This is a genomic window from Shewanella sp. ECSMB14101, from assembly GCF_000773485.1.
Taxonomy (GTDB): domain Bacteria; phylum Pseudomonadota; class Gammaproteobacteria; order Enterobacterales; family Shewanellaceae; genus Shewanella; species Shewanella marisflavi.
Map to the genome: position 1 here is coordinate 54,323 of NZ_JSFF01000011.1, position 23,278 is coordinate 77,600.

General features: G+C 49.9%; 21 protein-coding genes. 12 read left to right on the plus strand and 9 right to left on the minus strand.

Going from position 1 to position 23,278, the window contains the following annotated elements:
• Nucleotides 1-110 precede the first annotated feature (110 nt).
• Nucleotides 111-2,162 (plus strand): DNA topoisomerase III, encoded by a 2,052-nt coding sequence (locus NY07_RS09865; RefSeq protein ID WP_033539187.1) that lies wholly within the window; start codon nucleotides 111-113, stop codon nucleotides 2,160-2,162.
• A gap of 170 nt (nucleotides 2,163-2,332) precedes the next feature.
• Here the strand turns inward: NY07_RS09865 and NY07_RS09870 are convergent, their stop codons facing one another.
• Nucleotides 2,333-2,527, minus strand: a complete 195-nt coding sequence (locus NY07_RS09870) for a DUF4250 domain-containing protein (RefSeq protein WP_033539188.1) — start codon at nucleotides 2,525-2,527, stop codon at nucleotides 2,333-2,335.
• A gap of 184 nt (nucleotides 2,528-2,711) precedes the next feature.
• On the opposite strand from NY07_RS09870, the gene NY07_RS09875 reads away from it, so the two are divergent.
• The 4 genes from NY07_RS09875 (at nucleotide 2,712) to NY07_RS09890 (ending at nucleotide 6,481) form a co-directional block, all read left to right on the plus strand.
• Nucleotides 2,712-3,620, plus strand: coding sequence for a LysR family transcriptional regulator (locus tag NY07_RS09875; RefSeq protein ID WP_033539189.1), 909 nt, complete (start codon nucleotides 2,712-2,714; stop codon nucleotides 3,618-3,620).
• A 346-nt stretch (nucleotides 3,621-3,966) separates the two neighbouring features.
• Nucleotides 3,967-4,413, plus strand: a complete 447-nt coding sequence (locus NY07_RS09880) for a DoxX family protein (protein ID WP_033539270.1) — start codon at nucleotides 3,967-3,969, stop codon at nucleotides 4,411-4,413.
• Between the two features lie 128 nt (nucleotides 4,414-4,541).
• The gene (locus tag NY07_RS09885; RefSeq protein ID WP_033539190.1) at nucleotides 4,542-5,534 is read left to right on the plus strand and encodes a glutathione S-transferase family protein; all 993 of its coding nucleotides are present in this window, start codon (nucleotides 4,542-4,544) and stop codon (nucleotides 5,532-5,534) included.
• 56 nt (nucleotides 5,535-5,590) lie between these two features.
• A complete protein-coding gene (locus NY07_RS09890) occupies nucleotides 5,591-6,481 on the plus strand; it encodes a DODA-type extradiol aromatic ring-opening family dioxygenase (RefSeq protein WP_235363915.1) in 891 nt (296 codons plus the stop codon).
• A 112-nt stretch (nucleotides 6,482-6,593) separates the two neighbouring features.
• Here NY07_RS09890 and NY07_RS09895 read toward each other — a convergent pair whose 3' ends face one another.
• From NY07_RS09895 to NY07_RS09915, 5 genes are all read right to left on the minus strand, one after another.
• Complete coding sequence (locus tag NY07_RS09895; protein ID WP_033539191.1) at nucleotides 6,594-7,955, minus strand: KAP family P-loop NTPase fold protein; 1,362 nt, start codon at nucleotides 7,953-7,955, stop codon at nucleotides 6,594-6,596.
• An 89-nt stretch (nucleotides 7,956-8,044) separates the two neighbouring features.
• On the minus strand, nucleotides 8,045-8,497 hold the full coding sequence (locus NY07_RS09900) for a hypothetical protein (protein WP_140946884.1): 453 nt from the start codon (nucleotides 8,495-8,497) through the stop codon (nucleotides 8,045-8,047).
• 760 nt (nucleotides 8,498-9,257) lie between these two features.
• Entirely contained in the window at nucleotides 9,258-9,827 is a 570-nt protein-coding gene (locus NY07_RS09905; protein ID WP_033539193.1) for a hypothetical protein, read from the minus strand.
• Nucleotides 9,820-11,496, minus strand: coding sequence for a choice-of-anchor X domain-containing protein (locus tag NY07_RS09910; protein WP_181404209.1), 1,677 nt, complete (start codon nucleotides 11,494-11,496; stop codon nucleotides 9,820-9,822). The genes NY07_RS09905 and NY07_RS09910 overlap by 8 nt, the downstream gene beginning before the upstream one ends.
• Before the next feature lie 957 nt (nucleotides 11,497-12,453).
• Nucleotides 12,454-13,743, minus strand: coding sequence for an alpha/beta fold hydrolase (locus NY07_RS09915; RefSeq protein ID WP_033539194.1), 1,290 nt, complete (start codon nucleotides 13,741-13,743; stop codon nucleotides 12,454-12,456).
• A 159-nt stretch (nucleotides 13,744-13,902) separates the two neighbouring features.
• On the opposite strand from NY07_RS09915, the gene NY07_RS09920 reads away from it, so the two are divergent.
• The 7 genes from NY07_RS09920 (at nucleotide 13,903) to NY07_RS09950 (ending at nucleotide 21,410) form a co-directional block, all read left to right on the plus strand.
• Nucleotides 13,903-14,547: an MBL fold metallo-hydrolase gene (locus tag NY07_RS09920; protein ID WP_033539195.1), complete on the plus strand. Its 645-nt coding sequence runs from the start codon at nucleotides 13,903-13,905 to the stop codon at nucleotides 14,545-14,547.
• Between the two features lie 146 nt (nucleotides 14,548-14,693).
• Nucleotides 14,694-15,725 (plus strand): XdhC family protein, encoded by a 1,032-nt coding sequence (locus tag NY07_RS09925; RefSeq protein WP_033539196.1) that lies wholly within the window; start codon nucleotides 14,694-14,696, stop codon nucleotides 15,723-15,725.
• Nucleotides 15,722-16,366 (plus strand): nucleotidyltransferase family protein, encoded by a 645-nt coding sequence (locus tag NY07_RS09930; protein WP_033539197.1) that lies wholly within the window; start codon nucleotides 15,722-15,724, stop codon nucleotides 16,364-16,366. The genes NY07_RS09925 and NY07_RS09930 overlap by 4 nt, the downstream gene beginning before the upstream one ends.
• Before the next feature lie 66 nt (nucleotides 16,367-16,432).
• Nucleotides 16,433-16,927 carry a (2Fe-2S)-binding protein gene (locus NY07_RS09935; protein WP_052125587.1) on the plus strand — a complete coding sequence of 165 codons (495 nt, stop codon included), beginning with the start codon at nucleotides 16,433-16,435 and terminating at the stop codon, nucleotides 16,925-16,927.
• The gene (locus NY07_RS09940; RefSeq protein WP_033539198.1) at nucleotides 16,924-19,167 is read left to right on the plus strand and encodes a xanthine dehydrogenase family protein molybdopterin-binding subunit; all 2,244 of its coding nucleotides are present in this window, start codon (nucleotides 16,924-16,926) and stop codon (nucleotides 19,165-19,167) included. The genes NY07_RS09935 and NY07_RS09940 overlap by 4 nt, the downstream gene beginning before the upstream one ends.
• A gap of 229 nt (nucleotides 19,168-19,396) precedes the next feature.
• On the plus strand, nucleotides 19,397-19,891 hold the full coding sequence (locus NY07_RS09945; protein ID WP_033539199.1) for a DUF1097 domain-containing protein: 495 nt from the start codon (nucleotides 19,397-19,399) through the stop codon (nucleotides 19,889-19,891).
• Between the two features lie 70 nt (nucleotides 19,892-19,961).
• Nucleotides 19,962-21,410: a methyl-accepting chemotaxis protein gene (locus NY07_RS09950; RefSeq protein WP_033539200.1), complete on the plus strand. Its 1,449-nt coding sequence runs from the start codon at nucleotides 19,962-19,964 to the stop codon at nucleotides 21,408-21,410.
• A gap of 74 nt (nucleotides 21,411-21,484) precedes the next feature.
• Here NY07_RS09950 and xthA read toward each other — a convergent pair whose 3' ends face one another.
• From xthA to NY07_RS09965, 3 genes are read right to left on the minus strand one after another with little or no spacing between them, the layout of a single operon-like run.
• Nucleotides 21,485-22,294 (minus strand): exodeoxyribonuclease III, encoded by an 810-nt coding sequence (gene xthA / locus NY07_RS09955; RefSeq protein WP_033539201.1) that lies wholly within the window; start codon nucleotides 22,292-22,294, stop codon nucleotides 21,485-21,487.
• 23 nt (nucleotides 22,295-22,317) lie between these two features.
• Nucleotides 22,318-22,617, minus strand: a complete 300-nt coding sequence (locus NY07_RS09960) for a YciI family protein (protein ID WP_033539202.1) — start codon at nucleotides 22,615-22,617, stop codon at nucleotides 22,318-22,320.
• Entirely contained in the window at nucleotides 22,617-23,162 is a 546-nt protein-coding gene (locus NY07_RS09965; RefSeq protein ID WP_033539203.1) for a septation protein A, read from the minus strand. The genes NY07_RS09960 and NY07_RS09965 overlap by 1 nt, the downstream gene beginning before the upstream one ends.
• Nucleotides 23,163-23,278: the final 116 nt, after the last annotated feature.

Consider the following 23,278-nt stretch of genomic DNA (forward strand, 5'->3'; position numbering starts at 1 on the left):
ATAGTTCTCAACTAAATTTACACGTAAGCATCAGATTGGCTTCTTACATTTGCGCCGACGGCGCGAGTGGTTTAAAGTTACTGTTAATTTATACAGTAATTGGTGCCAACATGATCCTTTACATAGCAGAGAAACCCAGCTTAGGTCGGGCGATCGCCGATGTGTTACCTAAGCCCCTCAAGAAGGGGGAGGGATATATCACCGCGGCCAATGGCGACACAGTTTCCTGGTGCATCGGCCACCTGTTAGAGCAGGCCGAGCCCGATAGTTATGATCCTGCCTTTAAGTCCTGGTCGTTCGAGCACCTGCCTATTGTGCCACAGCAGTGGAAGATGACTCCCAAGAGCAAGACCCGGGGCCAGCTCAGTGTACTGCGAAAGCTTGTTAAGCAGGCGAGCCAATTGGTCAATGCCGGTGATCCTGATCGAGAAGGTCAATTGCTGGTGGATGAGGTGATCGCTTATCTGGGCGTAAAAGGGGATAAGCTCAATCAGACCCAGCGTCTGCTGGTAAGCGATCTCAACCCCCAGGCGGTGAAACGTGCCTTGGGGCAGCTTCGCAGCAACCGCGAGTTTATCCCTCTGTCGACCTCGGCCCTGGCGCGTTCCCGCGCCGATTGGCTCTATGGCATGAATATGACCCGCGCTTATACGTTACAGGGGCGAAAGGTGGGCTATCAGGGCGTGCTCTCTGTCGGCCGGGTGCAGACGCCGCTGCTCGGTTTAGTTGTGCGCCGTGATGAGGCGATTGAAAACTTTGTCAGTAAGCCTTTCTATGAGGTGCTCGCCAATCTCTATACTCAAGAACAGGCTCACTTTAAGGCCAAGTGGCAACCCAGTGAGGCCTGCCAGCCCTATATGGACGAAGAGGGACGGGTGTTGTCGCGGCGTCTTGCGGAAAATGTGGTGGGGCGGATAACCGAGCAGGCGGCAGTGGTGAGCAACCTAAAGGCAAAAGATAAACAGCAGGGGCAGCCGCTGCCCTATAATCTGTCGTCGCTGCAGATTGATGCGGCCAAGCGTTTTGGTATGAGTGCCAAGGCGGTGCTCGATACCTGTCAGTCTCTGTATGAGAAACATAAGCTGATCACCTATCCGCGCTCCGACAGCCGCTATCTGCCCAAGGAGCAATTGGCCTTAGCCCCTGGCGTGATAGGCGCCGTGCTCAAGGGCGCGGGCGAGCTTACGGCCCAGCGTGATGCGCCAGACCCTAAGATAGTCTCCAAGGCCTGGAATGATGCCAAGGTGGACGCTCACCACGCCATAGTACCGACCGAGAAGGTGGCTAACCTGAGCGCCCTAAGTCAGGCCGAGCGGCAAATCTATCTGCAACTGGCCCGCCAATACCTGGCGCAGTTTTATCCTGTCTATCGTTATCATGAGACCCAGGTCGAGGTGGAGATCGCCGGGGGGCATTTTCATACCAAGGCAAAACAAGAGATCGCCCTTGGCTGGAAGCAGCTGTTTCCCAAGCGTAGCGATGACAAAGCAGAGAGTGAAGGTGAAGAGGGGCTGGCGCAGTTACCACCGCTGCATAAGGGACAGGCGCTGCATTCGGGGCTGGGAGAGCTTATCGAGAAGCAGACCCAGCCACCTAAGGCTTTCACCGATGCGACTCTGCTCAGCGCCATGACGGGGATCAGCCGCTATGTCACTAATGCTGAGATCCGCAAGATCCTAAAAGAAACTGATGGCCTGGGTACAGAGGCGACTCGCGCTGGGATCATCGAGCTTCTGTTTAAGCGCGGCTTCTTGGCGCGTCAGGGGAAATCTATTGTCTCCACCGCGGTCGGTCGTGGACTCATCAACAGCCTGCCAGAGTCGGCAACAACGCCAGATATGACGGCGCTGTGGGAGAGTCACCTAGATGCCATCAGCCGTAAAGAGGCGAAATATTTAACCTTCATGGCGCCGCTTATTGAGTCGCTTAATGGACTTATCATGCAGGCGGGTGCCCAGCTGCCCAAGGCCTTACAAGGGGTCGAGGCGCCTAAGAGCCAGTTTAAGAAGCGCGGTTATGGAAATCGCCGTGGCAGCACAGCAGGTGGCAAAGGCAATACGAGCGGCAAGAATAGCGGCGCGGCTAAGGGAAGCGCTAAAACAGCCTCCAAGGGCAATGCTAGAGGAACGGCTAAACCGCGCTCATCTAAAGCAAGGGCCTAAGCAAAAGCCTGAGTGCATACCCATTAATGCAACTTTGCAACTCAGTACGGCCAAGGTTAATGAGTGCTCTGTTGTAGGGCACAAGCGCAGTCGGGGAGTTGCTTCATTAAGAGCAGGGGCTCGGAGGCCCCAAGAGTTGCTATCGTGGCAGATAATTGCTGTGAAAGCCTTTATCTGCAGGCGCGGTATTGGTTGCTGATGGGGTCATATTCAAAGCCTGATGCGGCCAACTTCTGCTCCAGTTGCTCTTTGGGAATATCTAACTGGTAAAAGAGTTCCTGTTTATCCTGGCAGTTCAGCCTGAGCTGCTCGTTAACTATTCCCACAAGTATATCGCCGCTTAGCTGAGTTAAGTGGTAATCCATCTTTGTCTCCTGCTTATCTTGGTATGCATCTGTTATAGGTTTAGCCCAGTTTTTAAGGGCTGACAACGGCGTGCACAGCTTATACTGATTGTTTTACTTATTTTAAATTACCTTCTTTTATTTTGGTAAATGGACTATTTTATCTCTGATTATCAACATAAGCTGACTAATTGAGGAGCGGGCGGTGGATAGAATTGATACTATGAAGGCCTTTACGGCAGTGGTGCAGGAGGGTTCCTTTACCAAGGCGGCCGACAGGCTTGGGCTCTCCTCTCAGTTGGTCAGTAAATATGTGTCTCAGCTTGAGGAGCATCTTAAGGTGCGCCTGCTTAATCGCACCACCCGACGGGTCAATGTGACCGAGGCGGGTAGGGCTTATTTCGAGCGCTGTCAGCAGGTGCTTATCGATATCGAAGAGATGGACAATGCCTTGACCAACCTTAGCGAGACGGCCTCGGGTTTGCTAAAGGTCAGCGCGCCCATGTCCTTTGGCATCCATCACCTGCCAAGCGCACTCGTGAAATTTCAGCAGCAACATCCTGATGTTAAGTTAGATATCACCCTGACCGACAAAAAGGTGGATCTGTTGGAAGATGGCGTCGATGTGGCGCTGCGCATCGGTCAGCTCTCAAACTCCTCGCTGATCGCCAAGAAGCTCACCCCGATCAAGCTAGTTGTCTGCGCCTCGCCAGCATATCTGGCCGAGCGTGGTGAGCCCAAGACCTCGGCGGATCTTGTCCATCACAACTATCTGCATTTTAGCTACTCAGATCTGGGCGCGGCTTTCGGTCGGTTTGGCGAGCATTTCTCTGCGCTCAAGATCCCAAGCGATTTTGCCTGTAATAATGGTGACATGCTGGTAGAGGCGGCTATTGCGGGCCGCGGCATAGTGGTGCAGCCCACTTTTCTCGTGAGTAAGGCATTCCGACGTGGTCAACTCAAGGCAATTTTGACCGACTACGCCCCTGAGCCCTTTGGCCTATACGCCGTCTATGTGCACCGTAAGTTTCTCGCCAGCAAGGTGCGTTGTTTTGTCGACGCCCTGAGCCAATACTATGGTAAGACCCCATACTGGGATGCTATAGACGACTAGCTGGCGCTAATCAGCTTTCTCGCTCTGGCCAGCTTTCTCGCTTTAGCCAGCTCTCTTGTGCTCAAGCCCTAAGCCCAGGTTTATAAGCCCCAGTTCCCCCGGCCTTAGTCTCTGAGCCTTAATCTCTAGGCCTTAATCTCTAAGCTTTAGTCTCTAAGCTTTAGTCTCTAAGCCTTATCTGGCATCTCTACTTATTATCGCTATTTTGTTGCTAATTATTAAATGATAGCGATGTTTATCAATTTAACGTTGAGAGCTACATTTACCTCATCGGCAGCGAATGGCCAATGGCTTATACCTAATCCAAGCGAAAGGCTGCAAACCAAATATCTTTGAGGAGATCATTATGAACAAGCAAACCTTAATCAAACTACTTAACAGCGATGCAGGACTGGCCCCTTTGGTACTGCGCCTGCCCTTAGGGCTTATCCTGGCCGCCCATGGCGCCCAGAAACTTTTCGGTTGGTTTGGGGGTTACGGCCTGGAAGGTACAGGACAGTGGATGGCAAGCGTCGGCTTTGAACCAGGTTATCTCATGGCTCTATTGGCGGGTAGCGCCGAGTTCTTTGGTGGTCTGGCGTTGGTACTGGGATTACTCACTCGACCGGCTGCTGCGCTGGCGGCATTCACTATGGCGGTCGCCATGACGGTGCATCTGGGTAACGGCCTGTTTGTCTCTAACAACGGCTATGAGTTTGCCTTGATTCTACTGGCGGCTTCTTTATCACTGGCGCTGCAGGGCGGCGGACGCTACTCGGTCGATGCCATACTGACAGCGCGTCTTAAAGGCTAAGCATCACAGACTAAGCATCACAGACTAAGCAACACATATTAGGCATCAGGAACCAAGCATAGATTTTGATGCCTTTTGCCTAATAGATTCAACTCAATCCTTGTTGAATAAGAGCTAAGGAGCCATCCATGTTAGTTAATGGTCAATGGGCTGAGGCCTGGCAACCTGTGCAGGCGCAAGATAAGCAGGGACGATTTGTACGCCAGAGCAGTAGTTTTCGCAACTGGATCACCCCGGATGGCAAGGCTGGCCCTACGGGTGAGGGCGGTTTCAAGGCGGAGGCGGGTCGCTATCATCTCTATGTCGCTTATATCTGCCCCTGGGCCTCACGTACCCTGATGGTGAGAGCGCTTAAGGGATTAACTGACTTTATCAGCGTCAGCGTGGTCAACCCCGTGCTTTCGGAGCAGGGCTGGCAGTTTGGCGGGGCGTCAGACAGTAAAGTAGGTGGAGACGACACTAACCTAGAGCACGGTGACAGCCTCAATGGCCACAAGTATCTGCATCAGCTCTATACCCAGGTGGACCCACAATTTACCGGTAGGGCGACCGTGCCCGTGCTCTGGGATAAGCAGCGCCAGGTCATAGTGAATAATGAGTCGGCAGACATCATACGTATGTTGAACAGCGCATGCGATCATCTTACCGACTCGGCATTAAATCCGGCGTTAGACCTCTATCCACAGGATTTACATCAAGCTATCGATAGCCTGAATGAGCGTCTCTATCATCAGCTCAACAATGGTGTCTACAAGGCGGGCTTTGCCACCAGTCAGTTTGCCTACGAAGAAGCTTACCAAGGCGTCTTTAGCCTGCTCGATGAACTGGAGCAGACCCTGAGCGATGGTCGCCCCTACTTGCTCGGCGAGCAACTGACCGAGTCGGATATTCGCGCCTTTGTGACCTTAGTGCGCTTCGATGTCGCCTACTATGGTCTGTTCAAGTGTAACCGTGAGCTGATCGCCCAGAAGCCGCACCTGCAGGCCTATCTGCAGCGCATTTATACCCTCGATGGCATCGCAGCCACGGTCAATTTCGAGCATATCAAGCAGGGTTATTATTCGATCAAGGCCCTGAATCCAGCGGGCATAGTGCCTGTCGGCCCCCAGGTTAGCTTATGAGTTCAGAAAAGAGTTTAAAAGTGAGACCAAGCATGAGTGCAAACATGAGTACAAATATGAGCGCAAGTAAGAGCTTAAGACAGATCTCCCCTGAGGTGAGTGAGCAGCTAAATGCTGCAACCATAGAGACTGCAACCACTGCCGGGCTCATGCCGAGCCTGTTTGTCTCCCACGGTTCGCCCATGCTTGCCCTGGATGATAGCGATAATGCCGCGTTTCTCGCCGAACTGGGCCAGCTACTGCCAAGACCTAAGGCGATGCTGGTGTTCTCGGCCCACACGGATTTCAGTGGCAAGGTGCGTATCGCATCTGGCGAGGCCCCGCGCACAGTGCATGACTTCTACGGCTTTCCCGACGCCCTCTACCGGGTGAACTATCCCGCCCCAGGCGCGCCCAAGCTGGCCGCTAAGATCGCGGATCTTCTGCAGACCGCCGGGGTTGACGCCGAGTTAGATGACCAGCTTGGTTGGGACCACGGCCTCTGGACGCCGCTCTGTCGCCTCTATCCCGAAGCGGATATCCCACTGGTGCTGGTCTCTATCGACAGCCGCCGGGGCGCGAGCTATCACTACCGTCTGGGGCAGGCGATAAAATCCTTGCGCGCCGAAGGCATATTGGTACTGGGTTCGGGTGGCATCAGCCACAACCTAGGTGAGCTGTTTCGCCGACCCGGCGACCCACAAAAGGTGGAGAAGATGCAGAGCTTCGTGAATTGGATCGCCGATAAGCTTTCCCAAGGAGATCTGCCCGCGCTGCTGGATGTCGAGCGCCAGGCCCCACACGCCCGGTTCAACCACCCCAGCATAGAACACCTGATGCCCTTCTACGTCGCCCTAGGCGCAGGACAGGGCGAAGGGATTAATGAGGCTGGTAAGACGCCACTACGACTACACCAAAGCGTCGAACTACAAATCCTCGCCCTCGACACCTACACCTGGGTGGAGTGAATGGTCTGAATAGTTGAATTTAGATGTAGAATATAAGCGATGAAGAAGGGGCTAACATTTGCCCCATTGTCGTTAAAGGTTTATATAACGTAGGGATACCTATTATTTATTTTTAAGTCACGTTAAACATGTTCAATTTATTGATAAAGAATGGAATTATTTGCTCTCTTTCTAAGTTATATGCCCACAATGACTGATCAAAATGTATTATTCGATCATTCTCTTCTAGTTGAGCAAATTGTTCTTTTGTTATAAGAGAGAACTTAAGCCACATCGCAATAAACTTTAGCTTTCTTATGTAGTTATCTTCTTGTAGATATTCCGACAGTTCAGTCTTGTTGCAGAGTTCTTCGTAGGTTAATTTTTGATGTGAAAGAGCCTCGTATAAGTCAGGTTTAATCACTTTTATAACAGCTAGGAAAGAAATTATTGGGACAAGTCTAAATTGATTTTGTGCTGAAGAAGCGTAAAAAACAGCTAGGTATGTGTAGACACGCTCTAGTTGGCGTAGTGATAAATCGAAGTGTTTCGCTAGCGCCTCTATTGATTCAACTAGATGGCTGTTATCACCCCATGTTTCTATCTGATGTAAATCGAAAAGCCTTCTATTATATCGTGCGATATCTGTGTCGCGAAGATTACCTGATTTTTTTGGAATTGAGGTTTCGATGTTAATAAATTTTTGAAGATAGGTATGCGCATCTATATTGGAACCATAGACACACTTGACGGCTTCTTCAAGCTGTTTCCTATGCATAACAAGGATAAATACCACATTTTTTACAGAAAATAGGTGTTTTATTTTTTCGATTAACTCTACAGCATAAGTAGGTTTACAACGATCGAGTTCGTCAATTATTATCACAAAGGGTTTGTTCCCATCTTGACTAAGTAGGCTTGGCATCTCTGATAGTAACTTTTTAAACGATTGAAGCACCTCTACATCTTGTTTATGAGATGCAAGCCTTTCACCGACAAAGTCACCTACGACAGTTGATAGCCCTTTGGCTAAGTCAGATTTAATATCCTTTAGTTCTTCTATATCGCTATCTTTTATCGCGCCCAATGTAGCCGCTTTTATTCCTACTTTAGCAGTCCATGATAATAATTGAACCCCGACTTGTCTTGCTTTTTTATTGAAATTTTTAAGCTTTTCGTCATTTGGCTTTACTGCATTTGTTTCGATGTAAGCCATAATTGCACTAGCAACGGAAATAAATGCATCATCTATATAGTCATTCGCAAAAGCATCAATATAAATGTTAGGCACTTGGTCTTGGGTAAGCATACCTTGCCACATTTTTACAAATGTAGTTTTTTCAACTCCCCACTCCCCGTTGAGAGATATAACAAGTTCATCGCTTGACTTAGATATTAAATTCAATAGAGATTGACAAAAATTTCTTCGATCAAGTAAATCTTGTTCGAAGGATTCATTATCTTCAAGAATGATTGTAGGTGTGACAATGTTCATTTGTATTCCTTTACGTATAAAATCTAGAAGGTTGAAATTTAGTTTTTCACTGTGATCGTTTTAATTGATAACAATATTATAGTTAGATTCTACACTGTATTAACTTGTCGGAGGGGAGACTCTGGATTCAACTTTTCTAATTTTTTCTCTAGTTTTTCTTTGATTTTTGAGTAATTCAAGACAAAGTTTGTCACCCTTATACCTCGGCCCGCAAAGAAACCTGCGAACCAAGAAAGAATAGTAGATAGTAAGACATTTACTGCTTGGCTCTCAAGGCTGGTTTCAGGGAATTTGCTAACCAAAGATGCAAAAAAAACGACAGTGATTAATAAAAAAGTTTGTTTGAAAAGATATGCAGTTAGTATGGCTTGGTCTTTTTTATATTTTTCCAGTTGCTCTAGATCGCACTCTATCTTCTTGATTTTATTTTCAATTCTTTTGTTTGAGTAATGTTTAACTGCAAATGCGAGTTTATCCCATGCACCAACTATGGCTAGTAATAAACCTAGAATGGGAATTACAAAATTGATTAGTACATCCATGTTTGAAAAAACCTCTTGTAGAGTATTCTCTGAATATCTAATGAACTTCTGCCACATATAGCAGAGTTTTTATTAAAGCGAACATAACTTAACATTGCTTTTTTATCGTGACAACTTCTTGTCTTTACAATTTTCGCTAGTTTGAAGAGATAGATAACGAAGTGTAGATACGTTTCCGGACGTCGATGGCAGGGATTTCATCGTCGAGTCTCCATGGATACTCCCTTTAAAACAAAGAGTCGGCGTGTAGCAAATGTATCTGCACCTGCGGCAGCAATTGATAGAGATGAAGGTACGACTTTCCACTTACTTAGCGAATGAGCAGTTCCAAATGGCTATTCGTAACAAATGAAGCCAAATCGAAGAGACGTTAGATACTGAGTGTAGATACGCCAGTGAGCTTCCGAAACAGGGATGTTTCGGTAGAGCCTAAAGGGATTTATTCACGGCGTCTCACGGGTGTATCTGCACATCCCTCGCCGGGCAGGCGTTAGATTGCCATGAAGGTACGACCTTCAAATCACCTTAACAAACGCCAATCCCATTAACGGCGAAAGTAATCATGCTAGAAATGCGATAGAGCATGAACTCTAAAGCTGGGGGTGAGGAAAAATATGGTAATCAAATAAAGTATACTCTGACCCCACATATCACTGACTCCACATATCATATGGCTAGCCCGATTAATTTCTTTTGCGCTCTAGCGACGGGCTTGAATGATGTTGAAGTGTTGTTGGATGGTATCCATAATTTATGCGACTTATTTCTTATGCCAAATATATGAGGGATCGGATGACCATGTTCCACTTTTAATATCCAGAGTACCCCAAAATGATTCTCTAACAGACACCTCAAACCGCCCATACTTTTCTAGATCCCAAGAAACATCAGTTTCTACTTCACTGGGTACTCTATCGGCGTGAACACGAATAGCCCAATAATGAGGCCTAAATGGATCAAATAAGCTTCTAGTCCTTGGAACTGCTATGAAATCGCTATATAAGATATTGTTGTTATCCAAATACTGTGTCGCGGCGGCAACTATCTTGCTTGGGGGCTGATAGGCTCTTTTTTCAACAGGATATAACACGACTACAGCCAGCATGCCTATGGCCCCAAAAATCAACATATTCGGCCATTTAGCAGGCCCGAAATACCAAGCGACAAGACCGGATAATATCAGCCAGATAGCAAAGCATATGTAGAGCGGCTCCAAATCCAGCAACATAGGGAAAAAAGAGACACCTGTATCCCCGGGCGCTGCACTGTAAAACAGTGCAGCGCCGAATAATAGCGAACACAACGCCTCTAACATTCTTAACTTAATCAAACTGAATGCTCCACTGTGTTAATGTGCCAAGATTATCTTTCTTTTGATCGCTAACCTTGAGCAAATCACCGTCATATTCATTTTGGGCTACATGTATATACATGGCTTTTCCAGTAGAAGTGACCTCATCGCCTACCACAACGGGAATGGCATTCTCGGCCGTTGAACAGCCTCGAAAGTCCCAACAGGAATATAATGCACTGGTTGCCACATTCCTTTTAGATATAACATTGCCACCCTTTATTAATGGATACATGGTTAATTGTTTTATTTTCAATGCTGTGTTTGATTGTAATTTTGCAAAATCAGCTGCAGGAATGGAGAATGTAATTCTGTTAATCCCTTTCTTCAGTTCGATGTCAGGATTGCCATAGACTCCGACATGCTCGTCACCGACAGTGGTTATTGTGGCCGAATAGCCAAACTTTGCTGCTGCGGGAAGCGTATCGACATCAAAGGATACGTCAATCATTTCGATGAAACGCCCATCCACGCTGTCAATGGGCTCGAATGTCACATTACCTAAATAAAGTAAATCGTCTCGTTCCCAGGAATCTTGTTCAAAATATGAAGTAGTGTAAAAATTATCTTTATCTTGAATCCTCAAATAACCATAATCAAGCCAGAAATCTGAAACTGTAAATTTACCTGAATATCCTAGGCTCCTTAGTTTCTCCCCCTTAAACGTTACAAAAATTTTATTTTTTGTAGCATCCATTTTGTTCCCTGCAAAAATTTTAGTACCATCTTCGGTCTCTAACGTAACCCTATTGTAATAAAATCCTGTCGATTGAAATGGGCCTGCAGTCTCAAACTCCAATCTGAGTTCATCAATATAACCATCTTTATCTAAGTCGACCAATATCTCATTAACACTGCCGGTAATATATACTTGTGGGAGTATAGATTTAAAGCTTTGGTCAACACTGACTTCAAACCTCTCACCGTTTAAATTAGTACCATTAATTCTGACAAGCACAGTGTACTCCCCCTCAACCTCAGGGATGAAAAAAGCATGATAACTCCCATCACTGGCTTTGAAGTCCATTCCAGAGCCATCATCTACAGCTATAATCTTGCTGACTACAACACCATCTTTCACAAACTCAAAAGAGGCTTCGGCTGTAGCCAGTGGAACGCCATCATCATACAGTTGCACATCGACAGGAAACATATTTCCTACGCTAATTGGTTTTTTATTTGGACCAACCTCGCCAACTGTTAATGCGACATTTATTTTTGATGTAGGGAATTTTATACTGATTGGGATAAGAGTTTGAGAGCCACTCGCCTTTCCTGTAATGACATAGTTACCTGAGGTAACATTATTGAGCTCTATGATAAGGCTCTTTTCTAACGAAATTAAGTGTTCTTGCGGAGTCAATGGGGTAAAGAATAGAAAGTTACAATTGTAATTTGAAGCATTCTCAGAATTAATGACAACTCCACTCGGCATAATTAACTGAATATTGCTAATATTCGTATCATCAACCATAGAGATCGAAATGACAAACTTTTCAAGAGCAGGTGACATAAATGATGTTGAAAACTCACCATTTATAATCTCGCCAGACTTATTAATCTGTATGCTTTGTGGTATTGAACTAGCACTAAAAGTATTGAGTACAGCCAAGATACCTAAAAATGTACTTAAAATCAGCTTGTTCATTCAAATTACTCCACCCCAACATTCCACCAAGCACATCGTCTATGACTTGTCCATCTGTCCAGACCTGGTGCCAAGATTTCCATAAAGTACGATCGCGTGATTCCGGCTGTTTTCCCAATTAAATAGGGTCAGAGTTAACTTATTGAGGGATTTGATTGGTGCTTGTTGGTTTTTTCATTCCCTGTATGGCGTAGTCGATGTTTGAATCGAGTTGGCCAAGCTCTGTCCTTGACTGGTGAAACTTTAATCTAATCTATAGTTGGTATTCAACATGACGCGTCATATTTTATGCACTGTTTTCCTTAAAAATAATAGCTTATATCAACGAGAAACAGACGAAGCTAAATCGAAGAAACGATAGATACTAGGTGTAGATGCATTTGCGGACGTAGATGGCAGGGCCAAAAATGTTCCCTACATTTATTGGCATTTCCTACATCCATGTAGGTTAGATGCCATCGTCGAGCCTACATGGATGACTCTTTTTAAAACAAAGAGTCGGCGGGTAGCAAATGTATCTGCACATAAAGGTCGTTTATTCAAATCCCTGTGATCACTACATTGGTGCATCCATGCACTGCACCTGCTGCAGCAAATGATAGAGATGAAGGTTCGACTCCAAACTCACTTAACAGATGAACAGTTACAAAGTACTACTCGTAGTAAATGAATCCAAATCGAAGAGACGTTTATATACTGGTGTAAGCACACTTTTGGCTCTCGGCGGCATGGACGCCGCCGTGAAGCTCACACGGATGTGCTTGCGGCGTGCCAAAAGTGTGCTTGCACATCCCTCGCCGGGCAGGCGTTAGGTAGCCATGAAGGTTCGACCTTCAAATCACCTTAATTAATGACAATTTCATTCAACGATTAAAGTGAACCGTTACTATGAGCGAGCGAGCGGCCGGCCGAGAAGAGCAGGGGAAAAGGGGCGAGCGATACGCCCCCCGAGCAGATTTACCTAAGTCGTTCTCCACGATTAATCCCAATCAACCTATCCAAAATATGCTCACCATCCATACGGATGCCATTATGCTCATATTCAGAGGTAAGCCAGTACTTCAAGTTACCCACCTGAGCCGCTGTTTCCAGGCTGTAATTCATCTCCACGAACATATCTTCGCTGTAGATGGCCGCGGCCACCGGCACCTGGTTGTCGGCCAGCTTGGCGGGATCGTAGAGCATGGGCCAGTCGGCCTTGTCTGCCAGCAGGTGCGCCGCGTGTTTCAGTGGCTTGAGGTTAGTGAATTGGTCGAAGAACCAGGGATAGACCATCTCGCCAGTAAATAGAAAGGGCTTGTCCGCCTGGTAGTTAAACTCATCATAGGTTTGTCTGACCCTATGGGCCGCCCAGCTTGAGGCGTCTTGCTGACAATAGATGCTCTCGTGCAGTAGGGCGAAGATGGGGTTGGTGTTGTAATCCAGCAGCTGGCAGAAGTGAGCCAAAAACAGTGGGTTGACTTGAGTGCCCTGGGCCGTCTCTATCAAGGCCTGTTCCAGCAGGTAGTATACTGGCTCGCCGCCTTGCTCCATGCCGATGTTGATCCCAAGTAGTTGCAGCATCTCCACCGTGAGTCGCTCGCCGGTGGCGATCCGCACCTCGTTCTCTTGTATATAGGTCGCCAGACGTTTAACTAAGTCTTGAGCGTCCGGGAAACGGGCGAAGAAGTCCTGGTTTTTGGCCAGCACTCGCTTGTAGGTGGCCTGATAGACCTCATCGGCGGTGCGGGTGAGCGAGGGGATGCCGCCCGTGATATAGGCCTCACTGAGTCCTTGGGGCGCATCGTTTAAGTATTTCAATACGCAGAAGCCGCCAAAGCTCTGGCCGAGGATGCTCCATTTTTCATCGCCTATGAGCTGCGCCCTAATAAGCTCGGCATCTTTGATGATGCTGTCGGCGCGAAAATGGCTTAGATAATCGGCCTGGGCCTGTGAGTCGAGATGGGCTAATGATGCATAGTTGATGGGGCTTGAGAGGCCTGTGCCGCGCTGATCCAGCAATAACACTCGGTATTCCTGTAGGGCGCGCTTTATCCAGCCGCCGTTTGCTGCGGGTCTGATGGCGCCAAAACCTGGCCCGCCTTGGAAATAAACCAGATAGGGGAGTTTGCTCTCTCTGTGCTCTGGTGCCACCAGTTCGCGGGCGAAGATGGTTAGCTTTTCACCGTCGCTGGCGCTGTGATCTAAGGGCAGGCTAAAATAATGCTTGATACAATGGATGCCAGCAAGGCGTTGTGAGTCGGACATGGTGAACCTTATGATGAAATGTTGCCTGTAAGCGCAGACTTGTAGGGTACTAAATGACGCCGATAGGTTATCCTAGATCAATCTTTTTGTCAGTGTCATTAGAGAATCCTACCTTGATATCGTAACCTATGCCGAGGTGGATGAAAGTGGAAGAATAAGATGAAGTATCAAATTGTGCCCGTGACACCGTTTCAGCAAAATTGCAGCATTATCTGGTGTGAAAAGAGCAAGCGGGCGGCAGTGGTCGACCCGGGTGGTGATATAGAGCGCATCGAGCAGCAACTGGCCCATAATGGCTTAACCTTAGAGAAGATTTTACTGACCCATGGGCATATCGATCATGTGGGCGGCGCCAAGGCCTTGGCCGAGGCTACGGGCGTACCTATTGTCGGCCCCCATAAGGACGATGCCTTCTGGTTGGAGACATTGCCACAGCAGAGTAAGCATTTTGGTTTTCTGCCCGTTGCGTCCTTTGAGCCAGCGCAATATTTGGCGGCAGGCGATAAAGTCAGCGTGGGCGAGCAGAGCCTTGAAGTGTTGCATTGCCCCGGGCATACGCCGGGTCATATTGTGTTCTACAGCGAGTCGGATCGCTTGGCCTGGGTGGGTGACGTGCTCTTTAAAGGCTCAATTGGTCGTACCGATTTTCCGCAGTCCAGTCATCAGGCGTTGATCCAATCGATTACTCAAGTGCTCTGGCCGTTAGGCCGCGATGTGAGCTTTATCCCTGGTCACGGCCCCATCTCTACCTTCGGCGCCGAGCGGCAGCAAAACCCCTTTGTTGCCGACCAGCTGCTGAGTTGATCTGATAACGGCGACCTTAGGTCGCCGTTTTGCTCTTCATGATGCAATGAAATCTTTTGCAACGTATTGAACCTGTTTTCTTATTCCCGTCTCTGCTAGGTTAAAAGATCACGAATATCTTTTGCGGCAAACAGAGACACAGGGATATGTCACATCACATCGAAGATCTTGTTAGCGCCTGGGCGTCGGCACCCCAAGATGATTGGGTATTGGCGGTGGTGACCCGTGTAGAGGGGTCGGCCTATCGTAAGGTGGGCGCCATGATGCTGATCCATGGTATGGGCAAGAGTGTGGGCCTGGTGAGCGGTGGCTGCCTAGAGGCGGACCTGCGGCGACGGGCCCAGCAGGTCATCCAGACAGGGCAGGCGGTTAACGTCTGCTACGATGCGTCCGACGAGACAGACGCCAGTTATCAGCTGGGCTGCGGGGGGATAGTGTACTTAATGCTGGTGCCCCTCTGCGCAGATAATCATTATTTACACTTTAAGCGCTTAAAAGAGACCTTAGCCAATCAGGGACAGTGTCATTATGAGCTGCAGCTGACCGACCCGGTGACGCCATTACCTCGCGCCATGGTGTGGGGCGATCAGCAGGCCCTGGATGATGCCAAGGCCAACTGGTGTCTCAGAGACTTTCCCCGCGCCGGGATACTGGCAGGAGAGCAAAAATCCTTAATCATTCCTCTGCGCGCCCGTTACCGTATCGCTATTTTTGGCGGCGGCTTGGATGCCCAGCCCGTGAGCATGATTGCGCAGCAGCTTGGCTGGCAGGTCGATGTGATCGATAGGCGCACCAGTTACGCCAGAGAGTATGATTTTCCCGGAGCCAAAGTGATTAAGCAGCCGGTCGATGTGCTCAATGAGGCGTTTTGGGCGCGGATTGACGGCGCCATCGTGATGCAACACAACTTACAGCTCGATGCCGAGGCCTTAGGGCAGATCGCTGAGCACGCAACCCAGCTACAATATCTGGCGCTGCTCGGGCCTGGTCATCGGCGAGACAGGGTGCTGGCAATCGCCAACCTTAAGCAAGATGCCTTTAAAGCCTTCTTTTCTGCGCCCGCCGGGCTCGCCTTAGGCGGTGAGCTGCCAGCCTCTATCGCCTTAAGTATCTTGTCTGAATGTCATGGTGTGTTTCATCAGGGCAAACGGGTGGCGCTTAAAGAGGTGATGGCATGACAGGGCTTAAGCCTAAGGTGATGATCGCGCTGCTGGCTGCCGGTGAGAGCCGTCGATTTGGCGGCGCTAAACTGGCTGAACCGCTTTCTCAATCAGGGGCAGGCCGTGAAGAGCAACAAGCGCTCGATGAGCCGCTCATTCTGGCGCAGTATCGTACCCTTGAGCTGGTGGCGGAAGCGCTTGATGCTAGCCTGGTCGTGATCACCGGAGGTCATCAACAGAGAATAGAAGCTTGCCTGCCGACCTCGGCGCTAAAGGTGCATAACCCAGACTGGCCGTTAGGGCTGGCGCACTCGATTGCCACCGCCGCCCAATATGCCAAGGCGCAGGGGGCTGAGAGCCTACTTATTGCGTTGGGCGATCAGCCGGCTTTAGCCTCCCAGGACTATCTGGCGCTGTTTTCGGCGCGTCGCCGGGAAAATACCCGGGTTTGTGCCTATTATGAGTTAACTTTGGGGGCACCAGCCCTCTTTTGCCATGATGACTTTGAGTCGCTCATGGCTTTATCGGGGGATCGCGGCGCCAAAGCGTTGTTAACCAGGCTATATCGAGAGGGGCAGCTTATCGCCCTGGCGATGCCTGAGGCGGCGGTCGATATCGATACCCGGTCACAGCTTGAGGCCTACCGAGCGCGTTGTTAAGCCTATCTGGCCAAACTAAGTTTAATCGTCACCCTATCTATTTGCGGGGTCAACAAGGAGAAAGTGATGTCCAATCCTCAACTCGGACTGAAGATTAACGGCAAAGATTACACCTTAGATGCGGATCCCAATATGCCAGTACTCTGGGCGATCAGAGATATATTGGGCCTCACGGGCACTAAGTACGGCTGCGGGGCTGGCCTGTGCGGCGCCTGTACCATTCATGTCGATGGTGAGCCTACCAGGGCCTGTCTGACTAGCTTGAAGCAGGTACAAGGCAAACAGGTGACCACCATAGAGGGCTTGGCTGCCGACAAGCTGCAAACGGCGTGGCGCAAGCATAATGTGCCTCAGTGTGGTTATTGTCAGGCGGGGCAGTTGATGTCGGCCGCCGCCTTGCTTGCCCAATATCCAGAGCCCAATGATGCTCAGATAGAAGAAGCCATGGTGGGTAATCTCTGTCGCTGCGGCACCTATACCCGCATCAAGGCCGCAATCAAGGAAGCCGCCGCCGGGCCATCCGCCCTGGTTGACGGCCAGACGAGGGAGGTGGAAGCATGAGCCAGTTCAGCGCTGTACAAAATTTTAGTCGCCGGGACGTATTAAAGCTGTTTGGCGCCGCCGGTGGTGGATTGGCCTTAGGAGCCAGCGGGATCAGTTGGAGCCCCATGGCGCTGGCTCAAGGCGGTGAGACACGCCTTAATCTATTTATCGCTATCGGTGAGGATGACAAGGTCTATCTCACCTGTCATCGCTCCGAAATGGGCCAGGGGATCCGCACCGGTATTCCTCAGGTGTTGGCCGACGAGCTAGGCGCCGACTGGGACAAGGTGGTCGTGGTGCAGGGCTTGGCCGACAAGCGTTACGGCAGCCAAAACACCGATGGTTCGCGCAGTATACGTAAAGGCTTTGACAAGATGCGAGAGATGGGTGCCATGGCCCGTACCATGTTAGAGCAGGCCGCCGCCGAGCAGCTAAAAGTGCCGGTGAGCGAGTTAGAGACGGTCAATAATCAGGTGCGGCATCGCGTCTCTGGTCGCAGCTTACGTTTTGGCGATCTCGCATTGGCGGCCTCGAAATTGCCGCTTCCCGAGGTGTCTGAACTTAAGCTCAAGTCAGCCGATGCCTATACCCATATCGGTAAAGGGCACACCATAGTGGATATGGAGGCGATACTCGATGGCACCGCCCAGTATGGCTTCGATGTGCATCTGGACAATATGCTCTATGCCAGCATAGTGCGCCCACCAGTGTTGGGTAGCCAAGTAGCCAAACTTGATGATAAGGCGGCTAGAGCCGTTGCCGGTGTGGTGGATGTGATCAAACTGCCGACACCTCAGGGCGCCCCCAGTTTTCAACCGTTAGGCGGCGTTGCCGTATTGGCAACAAATTCGTGGAGTGCCGCCCAGGGGCGCGCCGCGCTGGCAATCGAGTGGACCAGTTCGGCCAACGATAGTCATGATTCGAGCGCCTATCTGACAGCTTTGAAGCAGGCGGTGCAAGAGAGCGGTAAGCCAGTGCGGCAAATGGGCGAGCAGCAACAGAGCTGGCCAGCAGACAAGACCATAGAAGCTGTCTATAGCGTACCTTATCTGGCTCACGCCATGATGGAGCCGCCGACAGCAACGGCGAATGTCACCGAGAGTGGCGTTGAGATCTGGGCATCGACTCAAACGCCACAAAGCGCCCAGGGGACAGTCGCTGGTGCGTTAGGGCTAGAGGCCGAAAAGGTGATTGTGCATGTGACTCTGCTCGGCGGTGGTTTTGGCCGTAAGTCTAAGCCTGATTACTGCGTCGAGGCTGCGCTGTTATCCCGTGACGTTAAGCGGCCGGTTAAGGTGTGTTGGAGCCGGGAAGATGAGCTGCAAAACGGCTACTTGCACGCCATCAGTGCCCAGTACTTTAAGGCTAGAGTGGGGGATAATGGGGTCGAGGCCATGCTGCAACGTACCGGTTTCCCAAGTATTAGCTCTACCTTCGCCGAAGGGGTCGATGAGCCAAGTGCCTCTGAGTTGGATCTGGGCTTTGTGGATGTGCCTTTGGCCATCGACAGCCTGCGCTGTGAGACAGTAAAAGCTGCCGCTCATACCCGTATCGGTTGGATGCGCTCGGTTTGCAACATACAGCACGGCTTCGGCATCGGTGTCTTTGTTGATGAACTGGCCCATAAGCGCGGGCTGGATACCATCAGTATGTGGCGCGAACTATTGGGACCCGATAGACAAGAGACCTTTGCCGATCAAGGCTTTAACTATGGCAATTATGGTGAAACCTTGGCCCGTCATCCGGTGGATACTGCCCGCTATAAGGGGGTGATCGCCGCGGTAGAGCAGAAGTTGGCGACTCAGCCTAAGGCGAAGGCAAACCAAGGCTGGGGCTTTGCGGTGCATCGCAGCTTTACCGCCTTTGTGGCGACAGCCAGTTTGGTTGAAGTCAGCAAGGATAAGCAACTTAAGGTGCTTAAGACAATCATTGCCATAGATGCGGGCACTTTAGTTAACCCAGATAGGGTGGCGTCTCAGCTTGAAGGGGCGGTGATGTTTGGCTTAAGTATCGCCTTGATGGGCAGGATAAGCTTTAAGGATGGGCGGGTAGAGCAGTCTAATTTTCATGATTATCCTCTGCTGCGCTTGTCACAATGCCCTGAAATCGAAACGATTTTGGTTCCTTCCGATGCGCCTCCTGCCGGGGTTGGCGAGCCGGGTGTACCGCCTGTTGCACCCAGCATAGTAAATGCAATCTTTGCCGCCAGCGGTGTTCGCGTGCGTGATCTACCGTTAAGTGATCATTTCAGCGTCTAGTTGTTACGGGCCGGTCAGCGTTGTCTGACTGGCCCAGCTTCCCTTTATCTTGTTTGGCTCCATGCCCGGTGGTTTCTCACTCATAAGTTACGTTCTTTTACTACATAGATCGGTTATTTTTTAATCTATTTAGATTAATTCCTGTTTATTTGGCCTGGATCCTATTTTTGTAACTCAAATTGAAGTAATTTAACCAAAAATAATATTCCAATGTAATGAGGGGTCATACATGGAAAATCGTATGCAGGTTGCATTATCTGCAGGGCTGCTTGCTGCCATCTGGGCAGGGGTTGCCGATGCATTTCACTTAGTCACTTGGGTTGGCTTTCTTGCGTGCAGTACCTTTTTTGCTCAGCCAAAGGCGGGGTTTCAAGGGGTACTCATGAGCTGGTTTACCAACCTGTCCGGTGTATTCTGGGCTTGGGTGGTCATTGCTGGCGGGAGTCATTTTGAGACGCCGCTGGTGGGATACCTGCTTACCGGCATAGTCACCAGCCTCATGTGTTTACAAGCCAGTTACCAGCGACTCGCCTTTATTCCCGGCGCCTTTATCGGTTGCTGTATCACTTTTGCCTTAGGCGGCGATATCGCCAGCATCATACCACCACTCCTTCTTGGTGCACTGCTTGGCTATGCCATGACCTTATTGACCGGGCAGCTGGTTGCCTTTACCGGCAGAACTTTGCCAGCCATTAAGTTACGTCTAATCAAGGCTCAAGATTAGAAAATGTGCTTAACTTGATCTGGTAGATCGAAAGTCGTTGTCAATTTAGCCTGATAAGAAGTGGGTTTCCATGAAAGCTATCCAGTTTAGAAAGATAGATGCCTTGCTGATCAAACTCAGCCTCAACGGTAAATTTTGGGTGGTCTGTACCATGGTGACGGCCATCACCTTGACCATCGCCATCCTTAACCTCAACGCGGCAGTGACGCATCTACAGGACGCCTCGGCCGCCAGGGTGCAGGCCAGTGTCGACGCGTACGCCAAGGTGGCTAGCGGTCAGGGGGTAAGCAGTGCTGAGTTGGCGACATTTGCCGCCAATAATGGTCTGACACTATCTAGTCGACCTGAGCAATCGCGTCGGGGTGACAAGGTGACCGCCAGTGCGCCGATCAACGGCCAATATCTGCAGCTCAGCCAAGAGGTGTCTGCCTGGGAAGCTCAGGGTAAAAGTGATGCCTGGTGGATGCTGTGGATTGCCCTTATCGCTCTCTATCCTTTGTATCAGCTCAGTTACTGGATCTCCACCTCTTTGGGGGGCGGACTTTGGGATATGTATATTGCTATTAAGCGTTTGGCCGATGGCGATCTCTCCTTCAGGCTCAATTTCTTTGGCAAAGACGACTTCAGCCTCATTGCTCGGGAGATCGATCGCAGCGCCGATAACATGTCCGAGATGGTCAAGGCGATCGGCAATAATGCCCAGACCCTGGCCAGGGCTTCACAAGAGTTTAATCAGCAGGCCAAGCAGAATGATGAACTGGCGCAATTCCAGCACCAATTTCTCGATACTGTGGCTGTGGCCATGGATCAGATGACAGCGGCTATCGAAGAGGTCTCTCATAACGCTGCCAATACCTCAGATCATACCAAGCAAAATGCAGCGGCCGCCGCAGACAGTAAGCAGCGGATCGCCGAGGCGGTGCGCCGTATTAGCCAGTTAACCGGCCAGATAGATGCGGCATCGAGCGCGGTGGACCAGCTGTCGGGCAATGCCACCGAGATTGGTGCTGTAGTCACTACGATTAACGGCATCTCAGAGCAGACCAATCTGCTGGCGCTAAACGCGGCTATTGAGGCGGCTCGGGCCGGCGAGCAGGGTAGAGGTTTTGCCGTGGTCGCCGATGAAGTGCGCACCCTGGCAGGACGAACGCAGCAGGCAACGGTTGAGATCCAATCTATGATTGAGGGATTGCAGTCGGGATCGGGTCAGCTGGCGGATATCACCCATGAGATTGTGAAGCAGGCCGAACTTGGCCGCACAGCGATTGAGTCTGTGGGCGGTGATGTGGATACTATGGCCGATTCTATCGATCACGTGTTTGATATGAGCTCGCAGATCGCCGCGTCCGCCGAGGAGCAGAGCGTATCGGCGCGGGATATCGCCTCGCAGCTCAATGAGATCCGTGATCAGTCGCAAACCATTAAAGATACCGCCGAGCGTTCGGTCACTTTGGCCAGCGAACTGCAGCAGTCTTCGGCAGAGCTGGATGGGATCTTGTCTCAATATCGTTTGCAGTAGCAGCTGGTTAAATGCTATCGAACAGAAAAAAGGCGCCATTGGCGCCTTTTTTAATGCTTAGTCGTGGCGAAACACTAATCTTTGAAACTGCTCCAGATTGGGGCGTGATCCGACGGTTTATCGATACCGCGCAGATCATAGTCCACATCTGATTCAGTAAGACGCTCGGCCAACGACGGGGTGGCTAAGATCACATCGATACGCAGTCCGCGGTTGTCGTCGAAGCCTTTGCTGCGATAGTCGAACCAGGAGTAACGCTCACCACGTGCCGGATGCAGCTGACGGAAGGTGTCTATCAGTCCCCAATCCAGTAGGGTTTGCAGCCATTGGCGCTCTTCAGGTTGAAAGCTGCACTTGCCTGTCTTTAACCAGCGCTTGGCGTTGACTTCCCCAATGCCAATATCCAGATCCACAGGAGAGATATTGATGTCGCCTATGATGGCAATGTCTTCATCTGGACTATGGTGGTCGTTGAGGTAGCTCATCAGATCCTGATAGAACTTACGCTTAGCCGGATACTTGGTTTCATGGCTGATATTTTCCCCTTGGGGGAAATAGCCATTCAGTACTGTCAGTGGGCGACCATTGGCTTGAGTAAAAGTGCCCATGATCATGCGTCGCTGGGCATCTTCCTCATCTGTGGGGAAGCCTTTTTGTACCTTGACCGGCGGCAACTTGGAGAGCATGGCGACACCATAGTGAGCCTTGCCACCATGATAGTGGACCTGATAGCCCATGGCTTCGACGTCGGCCAACGGAAAGGCCTCATCGTGAACCTTGGTCTCTTGTAGGCCAATGATGTCTGGGTGGTGGCTGTCGATCAGCGCCTGCAGTTGGTGCAGCCTAGCCCTTAACCCATTGATATTGAATGAAACAATTTTCAAAAGCTTGCTTCCTGGATTAAAAACTACGGGAGAACGCGCTTGAACGGCTTCACAATAACGCTTTGATAAACACCTGCGGCGATGTAAGGGTCTTGATCGGCCCAGGCCTGCGCCGCTTCCAGTGAATCAAACTCGGCAACGACTAAAGAACCAGTGAAGCCCGCTTCGCCTGGGTTGTCGCTGTCGATTGCTGGGTGCGGTCCGGCGATCATCAGGCGGCCTTCATCTGACAGCGCTTGCAGGCGCGCCAGGTGATCTGGGCGGGCTTGCAGGCGTTGTTCTAAACTGTTTTCAACATCTTGAGATGAGATCATGTACCACATTATTTGAGTTCCTTTTTATGTTCTTCAGGCATATGTTTATAGAGGTAAACGACAGTGATTACGGTATTGATCAGGGTCAGTGCCGTGAGGCCAAAGACCTTGAAATTCACCCAGGTTTCCTGGGAGAGGTTAAAAGCAACATAGATGTTAACCAGGCCACAGGCGACAAAGAAAGAGACCCAGTACCAGGTGACATGAGACCAGATCTTGTCGGCCACAATCAGTTCTTTACCCAACATCCCTTTGAGGATCGGCTTATTCAGATATTGGCTCAAGGCCAACGCCAGGGCAAACAGGGCATAAACGACAGTGACTTTCCACTTGATAAAGGCATCATCGTGAAAGACTAAGGTTAGGGTGCCAAAGAAGCTCACCATGGCAAAGGTGATTAGGTGCATCTTCTCGATTTTTTTATAAAGCAGATAGGTGACGATTAACTGCAAGGCTGTGGCCGCTATCAGGGCGCCGCTGGCGATATAGATGTCGAAAAATTTATAGACGGCGAAAAAGATCACCAAGGGTAAAAAGTCGAGCAGTTGTTTCATGTAGGCTACTTTACTAAACAATGAAGAGATATGAGTGGCAGTGTAACACGCCTCTTCAATGGGGCAAAAGATGATAGACGGCAGAAGCGCCGCATTTGTGATGAATTAAGTTTAAT

What these genes read in the sequence shown, in the direction of transcription:
- NY07_RS09930 (WP_033539197.1), top strand. Translation starts at nt 15,722, where the DNA reads ATGACAGGGCTTAAGCCTAAGGTGATGATCGCGCTGCTGGCTGCCGGT.
- NY07_RS09950 (WP_033539200.1), top strand. Translation starts at nt 19,962, where the DNA reads ATGAAAGCTATCCAGTTTAGAAAGATAGATGCCTTGCTGATCAAACTC.
- NY07_RS09965 (WP_033539203.1), bottom strand. Translation starts at nt 23,162, where the DNA reads ATGAAACAACTGCTCGACTTTTTACCCTTGGTGATCTTTTTCGCCGTC.
- NY07_RS09915 (WP_033539194.1), bottom strand. Translation starts at nt 13,743, where the DNA reads ATGTCCGACTCACAACGCCTTGCTGGCATCCATTGTATCAAGCATTAT.
- NY07_RS09940 (WP_033539198.1), top strand. Translation starts at nt 16,924, where the DNA reads ATGAGCCAGTTCAGCGCTGTACAAAATTTTAGTCGCCGGGACGTATTA.
- NY07_RS09900 (WP_140946884.1), bottom strand. Translation starts at nt 8,497, where the DNA reads ATGGATGTACTAATCAATTTTGTAATTCCCATTCTAGGTTTATTACTA.
- NY07_RS09895 (WP_033539191.1), bottom strand. Translation starts at nt 7,955, where the DNA reads ATGAACATTGTCACACCTACAATCATTCTTGAAGATAATGAATCCTTC.
- NY07_RS09920 (WP_033539195.1), top strand. Translation starts at nt 13,903, where the DNA reads ATGAAGTATCAAATTGTGCCCGTGACACCGTTTCAGCAAAATTGCAGC.
- NY07_RS09870 (WP_033539188.1), bottom strand. Translation starts at nt 2,527, where the DNA reads ATGGATTACCACTTAACTCAGCTAAGCGGCGATATACTTGTGGGAATA.
- NY07_RS09880 (WP_033539270.1), top strand. Translation starts at nt 3,967, where the DNA reads ATGAACAAGCAAACCTTAATCAAACTACTTAACAGCGATGCAGGACTG.
- NY07_RS09935 (WP_052125587.1), top strand. Translation starts at nt 16,433, where the DNA reads ATGTCCAATCCTCAACTCGGACTGAAGATTAACGGCAAAGATTACACC.
- NY07_RS09960 (WP_033539202.1), bottom strand. Translation starts at nt 22,617, where the DNA reads ATGTGGTACATGATCTCATCTCAAGATGTTGAAAACAGTTTAGAACAA.
- NY07_RS09885 (WP_033539190.1), top strand. Translation starts at nt 4,542, where the DNA reads ATGTTAGTTAATGGTCAATGGGCTGAGGCCTGGCAACCTGTGCAGGCG.
- NY07_RS09890 (WP_235363915.1), top strand. Translation starts at nt 5,591, where the DNA reads ATGAGCGCAAGTAAGAGCTTAAGACAGATCTCCCCTGAGGTGAGTGAG.
- NY07_RS09945 (WP_033539199.1), top strand. Translation starts at nt 19,397, where the DNA reads ATGGAAAATCGTATGCAGGTTGCATTATCTGCAGGGCTGCTTGCTGCC.
- NY07_RS09910 (WP_181404209.1), bottom strand. Translation starts at nt 11,496, where the DNA reads ATGAACAAGCTGATTTTAAGTACATTTTTAGGTATCTTGGCTGTACTC.
- NY07_RS09925 (WP_033539196.1), top strand. Translation starts at nt 14,694, where the DNA reads ATGTCACATCACATCGAAGATCTTGTTAGCGCCTGGGCGTCGGCACCC.
- NY07_RS09865 (WP_033539187.1), top strand. Translation starts at nt 111, where the DNA reads ATGATCCTTTACATAGCAGAGAAACCCAGCTTAGGTCGGGCGATCGCC.